At 73.0% G+C, this 5891-nt stretch carries 6 protein-coding genes and 1 pseudogene; 3 read left to right on the top strand and 4 right to left on the bottom strand.

Annotation, left to right across the window (positions count from 1 at the left end; all coding sequences use genetic code 11):
* Nucleotides 1-72: 72 nt before the first annotated feature.
* Nucleotides 73-1029 (top strand): annotated as a pseudogene (locus HUW36_RS23710) (MinD/ParA family ATP-binding protein); the annotation flags it as partial.
* A gap of 51 nt (nucleotides 1030-1080) precedes the next feature.
* On the opposite strand, the gene HUW36_RS23705 reads toward HUW36_RS23710, so the two are convergent.
* Entirely contained in the window at nucleotides 1081-1509 is a 429-nt protein-coding gene (locus HUW36_RS23705; protein WP_174530201.1) for a DUF3151 domain-containing protein, read from the bottom strand.
* 261 nt (nucleotides 1510-1770) lie between these two features.
* Here HUW36_RS23705 and HUW36_RS23700 point away from each other — a divergent pair, with 261 nt between their 5' ends.
* A complete protein-coding gene (locus tag HUW36_RS23700; protein ID WP_174530200.1) occupies nucleotides 1771-2982 on the top strand; it encodes an LOG family protein in 1212 nt (403 codons plus the stop codon).
* A 92-nt stretch (nucleotides 2983-3074) separates the two neighbouring features.
* On the opposite strand, the gene fbaA is transcribed toward HUW36_RS23700, so the two are convergent.
* Both fbaA and HUW36_RS23690 read right to left on the bottom strand, forming a co-directional pair.
* Nucleotides 3075-4097, bottom strand: coding sequence for a class II fructose-bisphosphate aldolase (fbaA, locus tag HUW36_RS23695; RefSeq protein ID WP_174530199.1), 1023 nt, complete (start codon nucleotides 4095-4097; stop codon nucleotides 3075-3077).
* Nucleotides 4098-4259: 162 nt separating this feature from the next.
* Nucleotides 4260-4643: a phage holin family protein gene (locus HUW36_RS23690; RefSeq protein ID WP_174530198.1), complete on the bottom strand. Its 384-nt coding sequence runs from the start codon at nucleotides 4641-4643 to the stop codon at nucleotides 4260-4262.
* Nucleotides 4644-4781: 138 nt separating this feature from the next.
* Between HUW36_RS23690 and HUW36_RS23685 the strand changes: the two genes are divergently transcribed.
* Nucleotides 4782-4994 (top strand): hypothetical protein, encoded by a 213-nt coding sequence (locus HUW36_RS23685; RefSeq protein ID WP_174530197.1) that lies wholly within the window; start codon nucleotides 4782-4784, stop codon nucleotides 4992-4994.
* Here the strand turns inward: HUW36_RS23685 and HUW36_RS23680 are convergent.
* Nucleotides 4985-5891 (bottom strand): LCP family protein (locus HUW36_RS23680; protein WP_174530196.1); only part of this gene is annotated, 907 nt, incomplete at its 5' end. The two genes, HUW36_RS23685 and HUW36_RS23680, sit on opposite strands and share 10 nt — an antisense overlap.

The following is a 5891-nucleotide window of genomic DNA, read 5'->3' as shown; positions in this document are numbered from 1 at the left end:
GTTCAGACGTGTGCTCTTCCGATCTAGCCGCCTCAGTCGGCGCCCCCGGGGCCGCACGTCACGCCCCCGTACCCGGAGCAGGGCTGGACGCCGCAGCAGGCGGCGCCCCCGACCGCCGAGGACTTCGCCCGCCGCCGGCAGGCCCGCCCGGTCGACCCGGTGGCCACCATGGGGGTACGCGCGGTGGTGAACCGGATGGGGCTGGTCCGGCTCGCGCCCGGCCGCCACGAGCAGGAGGTGAAGCGGGACATCGAGATGGTCCGCCGCAACTTCGGCGGCCTGCGCCAGGTGACGGTGGTCAACCCGAAGGGCGGCGCCGGCAAGACGGTGGCCATCCTGCTGCTCGCCATGACGTTCGGGCAGAAGCGCGGCGGATACGTGCTGGCCTGGGACAACAACGAGACCCAGGGCACCCTCGGCATGCGGGCGCAGCAGGACTTCCACGCCCGGACGGTCCGGGACATGCTGCGCGACCTGGCCCAGTTCCAGGGGCCGCACGGCCGCGTCGGCGACCTGTCGCAGTACGTCCGCTCGCAGGGCGAGGGCATGTTCGACGTGCTCGCCTCGGACGAGTCGGCGACCGGCGGCGAGATGCTCACGGCCGCCGCGTTCGCCGAGATCCGTGAGGTGGTCAGCCGCTTCTACAAGCTGATCTTCGTGGACACCGGGAACAACGTCCGGGCGCAGAACTGGCAGGCCGCGATGGACGCCACCGACCAGCTCGTGGTGACCATGTCGGCGCGGAACGACTCGGCCGAGACCGCCGCCCGGATGCTCGACCACCTGGAGCAGAGCGGTCGGCAGCGGCTGGTCCGGCAGGCGGTCACCGTGGTCTCGATGCCGCCGTCGCGCAAGGAGATAGACCTGCCCGCGATCCAGGCCCACTTCGCGGCGCGGACGCGGGCGGTGCTGCTGGCGCCGTACGAGCGGCTCATCGACACCGGCGAGCCGCTGCGGTACGGGCAGCTCTCCTCCGCCACCCGGGACGCCTGGCTGAAGATCGCCGCGTCGGTGGCGGAAGGGCTGTAGGACGGGCGCGACGGCCGGCACCCGGGAGGGCACCGGCCGTCGCGGCAGTGGTCAGTCGCCGGACAGCGCGTCGCCGGCGGCCGGGTCGCAGTCGCGGAGGAACTGGGCGCACCGGGCCGCCTCGTCCGCCTCACCGATCTCGCCGGCGGCCCGGGAGAGCACGTAGAGGCAGCGCAGGAAGCCCTGGTTCGGGGCGTGCGACCAGGGCACCGGGCCGTGCCCCTTCCAGCCGCTGCGGCGCAACTGGTCGAGGCCCCGGTGGTAGCCGGTGCGGGCGTACGCGTACGCCGTGACGACCTGGCCCGCGGCGAGCGCGCGGCCGGCCAGCGCCGCCCAGGCCGCGCTGTAGGTCGGGAAGCGGGCCGCGACCTCGGCGTACGCCTCGTCGGTGCCCTGCTCGACCGCCGTCGCGAGCGTGGCGTCGGCCTCCTCGTCGGCCGGGAGCAACGTGGCCGGGGGCTCAGGCAACAGGTTCTGCATCGCCCCATTCAACCCGCTTCGCCCTGGGGCGCGCGAGGGGGTCGGGCGGGTCGGGTGGCTGAACGGCTGAGGGTTTCGTCACGCCTGCGGCGGGAGCGGACGTACCCGCGGCCCATGCCGCAGGCGTGGTTCGTGCACTACAACTACAGATCCGGAGCCTCCCCAGGAACCGGTTACGCAGGAGCCCGGCGGCGTGCCCGCCGGGCTCCTGTCCGTACCGCCCGGGTTTGCGAGGTTGCCCGGCCGGGGCAGGATGACCGGGTGCCGACCCCACCACCCGCGGACGTCATCGAGCCGCACGCGCCCCACGCCGACGAGGTCCAGACCCGCACCGAGTTCGACAGCCGGCTGGCCGGGGGGACCCTCGCCGGCCTGACCGTGCAGGGCCTCCGCCTCGACCTCGACCCGGTCCCCGACCTGCGCGCCGTCGACGTCGCCGGCGCGCTCTTCGTGGGTTGCCGGTTCGCCGACCGCGAGGTGGGCGCCGACCTGGTCCGGCGCGGCGCCAACGTGGTGCCGCCGTTCTCCGGGCTGCCCTACCCGACCCAGCCGTCGCACCTCTACACCGCCGACGACCTGGCCGCCGGCTTCGCCGAGGGCGGCTTCACCCAGATGTACGACACCCGGGTGTACGCGCACTTCCGCGCGCACGGCGGGGCGCTGCCGGACGTCCGGGAGGCGCTCGGCCAGCGGCTGCACGACCACGGCGTGGACAACGCGCTGGCCGACGCCACCCGGGCCTGGCTGGCCGCGCACGGGCCGCAGTCGGTGGTGGGCGTGATGGGCGGACACGCGGTGCCGCGCGGCAGCGTCGCGTACCGGATGGCCGCCGTGCTGGGCTGGGAGCTGGCGCGGGCCGACCGCCTGGTGGTGACCGGCGGCGGTCCGGGCGTGATGGAGGCGGCGAACCTGGGCGCGTTCCTCGCGGCCTGGCCGGCCGACGAGCTGTCCGCCGCGATCGACCTGCTCGCCGTCGCGCCGGACTTCACCGACCACGACCGCTACACGGCGGCGGCGCTGGCGGTGCGCAAGCGGTACGCGGACGGCCCGTCGCTGCCCTCGCCCCGCCCGGCGGCGCCCGACACGGCGTGGGCCCGCTCCGGCGGGCTCGCCATCCCCACCTGGCTGTACGGCCACGAGCCGGCGAACCTGTTCGCGGGTCGGATCGCCAAGTACTTCTCCAACGCCATCCGGGAGGACACCATCCTGCGCCTGGCCCGGGGCGGGATCGTGTTCGCGCCCGGCCGCGCCGGCACAGTGCAGGAGGTGTTCCAGGCGGCCACCAAGACGTTCTACGGCACCGACGGGGCGAGCGGGGCGTACGTCTTCCTCGACCGCACGTTCTGGACCGCCGAGCTGCCGGTGGAGTCGCTGCTGCGGCCGCTCTTCGCCGCCTCCCCATTCGGCGACCTGTCCCACACGATCCACCTCACCGACGACGTCCGCGAGGCCGTCCGCCTCCTGGTGCGGTGAAAGGAAGGGCCCCCTCTTAACGCCTCCGGTAGAGGAAGGGCCCCTTATTAACATGCTGTGTTAATAAGGGGCCCTTCCTTACATCCGGGGTGTCACTTCATGGTGGTGCCGGTGGAGCGCAGGTGCTCGCAGGCCTCCACCACGCGGGCGGCCATGCCGGCCTCGGCGGCCTTGCCCCAGACGCGCGGGTCGTACATCTTCTTGTTGCCGACCTCGCCGTCGACCTTCAGCACGCCGTCGTAGTTGCGGAACATGTGGTCCGCGACCGGGCGGGAGAACGTGTACTGGGTGTCGGTGTCGATGTTCATCTTCACCACGCCGTAGTCCAGCGCCTCCCGGATCTCCGACAGCAGCGAGCCGGAGCCGCCGTGGAAGACCAGGCTGAGCGGCTTGTCCTTGCCGTACTTGGCGCCGACCGCGTCCTGGATCTGCTTGAGCACCTCGGGGCGGAGCTTCACGTTGCCCGGCTTGTAGACGCCGTGCACGTTGCCGAAGGTCAGCGCCGCCATGTAGCGGCCCTTCTCGCCCAGGCCCAGCGCCTCGACCATGGCCAGGCCGTCCTCGACCGTGGTGTAGAGCTTGTCGTTGATGGCGTTCTCGACGCCGTCCTCCTCGCCACCGACGACGCCGACCTCGATCTCCAGGACGATCTTGCCCTTGGCGGCCTCGGCGAGGAGCTGCTCGGCGATCTCCAGGTTCTCCGCCACCGGCACGGCCGAGCCGTCCCACATGTGCGACTGGAACAGCGGCTCCTGGCCGTTCTTGACCCGCTCCTGGGAGATGGCCATCAGCGGCCGGACGAACTTGTCCAGCTTGTCCTTCGGGCAGTGGTCGGTGTGCAGCGCGATGTTGACCGGGTACTTCTTGGCCACCTCGTGCGCGTACGCGGCGAACGCGCTCGCGCCGGTCACCATGTCCTTGATCGACGGGCCGGACAGGTATTCCGCGCCGCCGGTGGAGACCTGGATGATGCCGTCGCTCTCCGCGTCGGCGAAGCCCTTGAGCGCCGCGTTCAGCGTCTGCGAGGAGGTCACGTTGATCGCGGGGTACGCGTACCGGCCGGCCTTGGCCCGGTCCAGCATCTCCGCGTAAGCCTCGGGGGAAGCGATGGGCATGTCGAACGCTCCTTACTTACCGCTCTCGGCCGTGCAGGCCGCTGTCTTCCATGGAGGCGACCGTTCCGGCCGCTGACTTCCACGGGTACGCCGGACCGCGCTGTCCACCGCGGGCAGTATCCCGTAGGAGCGCCGGCGGGGCACAACCGACCCGGCGCCGGCTCACCGCTCCTCCAGGCTGTCCGGCACGACGACGCTGATCAGCCAGCTCACCACGGCGACCACGATGGCCCCCCAGAAGGCCGCCCAGAAGCCGTCCACGTGGAACGGCAGCTTCAACAGACCGGCGATCCAGTCGGTGAGCAGGAACAGCAGGGCGTTCACCACGAGCGCGAACAGACCGAGCGTGAGCAGGTAGAACACGCAGCCGAACACCTTGATGAGCGGCTTGAGCACGGCGTTGACCACGCCGAAGACGAGCGCCACCACGATCAGGGTGAACACGGTGTTGCCACCGTTGCGGCCGGTCACCTCCACCCCGGGCACGATCAGCGTGGTGACCCACAACGCGATCGCGGTGATCGCCAGTCGGATCAGGAAACCCACGGGACCATCCTGGCAGGGGCCACGCGCCGGGGAGGGGACAATCGCCGACTCCACCGTTCCGCCCGGCACCGAGCGGTGGCCCGGACCAGCCCGTACGGTGGTGGTGGCAGACGCCCGCACGAGACGCAGGGAGGGACGATGGGTCAGCCCGACGAGGACTTCGCCCCGAGCCACCACCTCGCTCCGGAGGAGCGGGATCTCGAGGCGGAGCCGGCCGACGCGGTCGAGCAGGCCGCCTCGGCCACCCCGGACGACACCGACGGCGAACCGCACCGGGGCCTGGAGGTCGCCGACTGGGACGCGATGGAGCAGGCCCGGGTGGTCACCGCCGACGAGGACGACTACCGCTGACGCAGCGGCGTGACGTGGTCCGGGTGGGCGGCGGTCCAGCCGGCCACCCGATCCGCGCGTAGCGCCTCCAGGAAGCCGGGCGCGAGCGTCGGGTCCGGCTGCACGAAGCCGCGGTCCGTCCAGTCGTCGTAGCGGATCGGCAGGCCGAGCGCGACCGGCTCGGCGGCGGCGGCCCGCGCGACCAGGGACAGCAGCAGCGGCAGGGTCGTCCCACCGGTGTCGACGGTCAGCCCCGGGCCGATCTCACCGACCAGCCGGCCGAGCCGCGCCGGGTCGGTGAGCGTTCCCCGCTCCCGCACCTGCCGCAGCAGGCCGGCCGCGTACCGGGTGGCGTTGCGGTCCCGGTCCAGGCCGCCCTCGCGCAGGCCGTACCGCTGGCGGAGCAGGTCCACCGCCTGGGCGCCGTCGAGCCGCTGGCAGCCGGTCGGAAACCGCCGCTCGGTGTGCACCGAGCGCACCGGCGCCGGCAGGCACACCGGCACGCCGCCGACGGCGTCGGTCAGCTCGCGGGTCGCCGCGTAGGTGAGCACCGCGCCGGCGTCGACGCGTACCCCGGTCAGCCGGCCGACCGCCTGGCGGGTGGCCCGGTAGCCGGCGGCCAGGTCCCCCGACGCGGCGGCCCGGGAGAAGGTCGCGTTGATCTTGCCGGTGGAGGTGCCGTCCGGCATCGGCACCAGCAGGTCGCGTGGGATGGAGACGAGGTAGAGCCGGCTCCGGTCGGCCGGCACGTGCACCAGCAGGATCGAGTCGGCCCGCCGGTCCGGGCCGGCCTGGTCGACGCCGAGCAGCAGCACGTTCATCGCCCCCTCGGGGGTGGGCGTCGGCCGGGCGGCCGGCGGAGCGGGCGCGGGCGGACCGGGCGCGACCACGGTGAACCCGACGAGCGCCGTCGCGGCG

It is taken from the genome of Micromonospora maritima (assembly GCF_902825405.1).
Lineage (GTDB): Bacteria > Actinomycetota > Actinomycetes > Mycobacteriales > Micromonosporaceae > Micromonospora > Micromonospora maritima.
This window is presented reverse-complemented; position numbering and strand designations above follow the sequence as displayed.

Coding starts and splice junctions, on each gene's coding strand:
- HUW36_RS23705 (WP_174530201.1), bottom strand. CDS start 1,509: ATGCAGAACCTGTTGCCTGAGCCCCCGGCCACGTTGCTCCCGGCCGAC.
- fbaA (WP_174530199.1), bottom strand. CDS start 4,097: ATGCCCATCGCTTCCCCCGAGGCTTACGCGGAGATGCTGGACCGGGCC.
- HUW36_RS23685 (WP_174530197.1), top strand. CDS start 4,782: ATGGGTCAGCCCGACGAGGACTTCGCCCCGAGCCACCACCTCGCTCCG.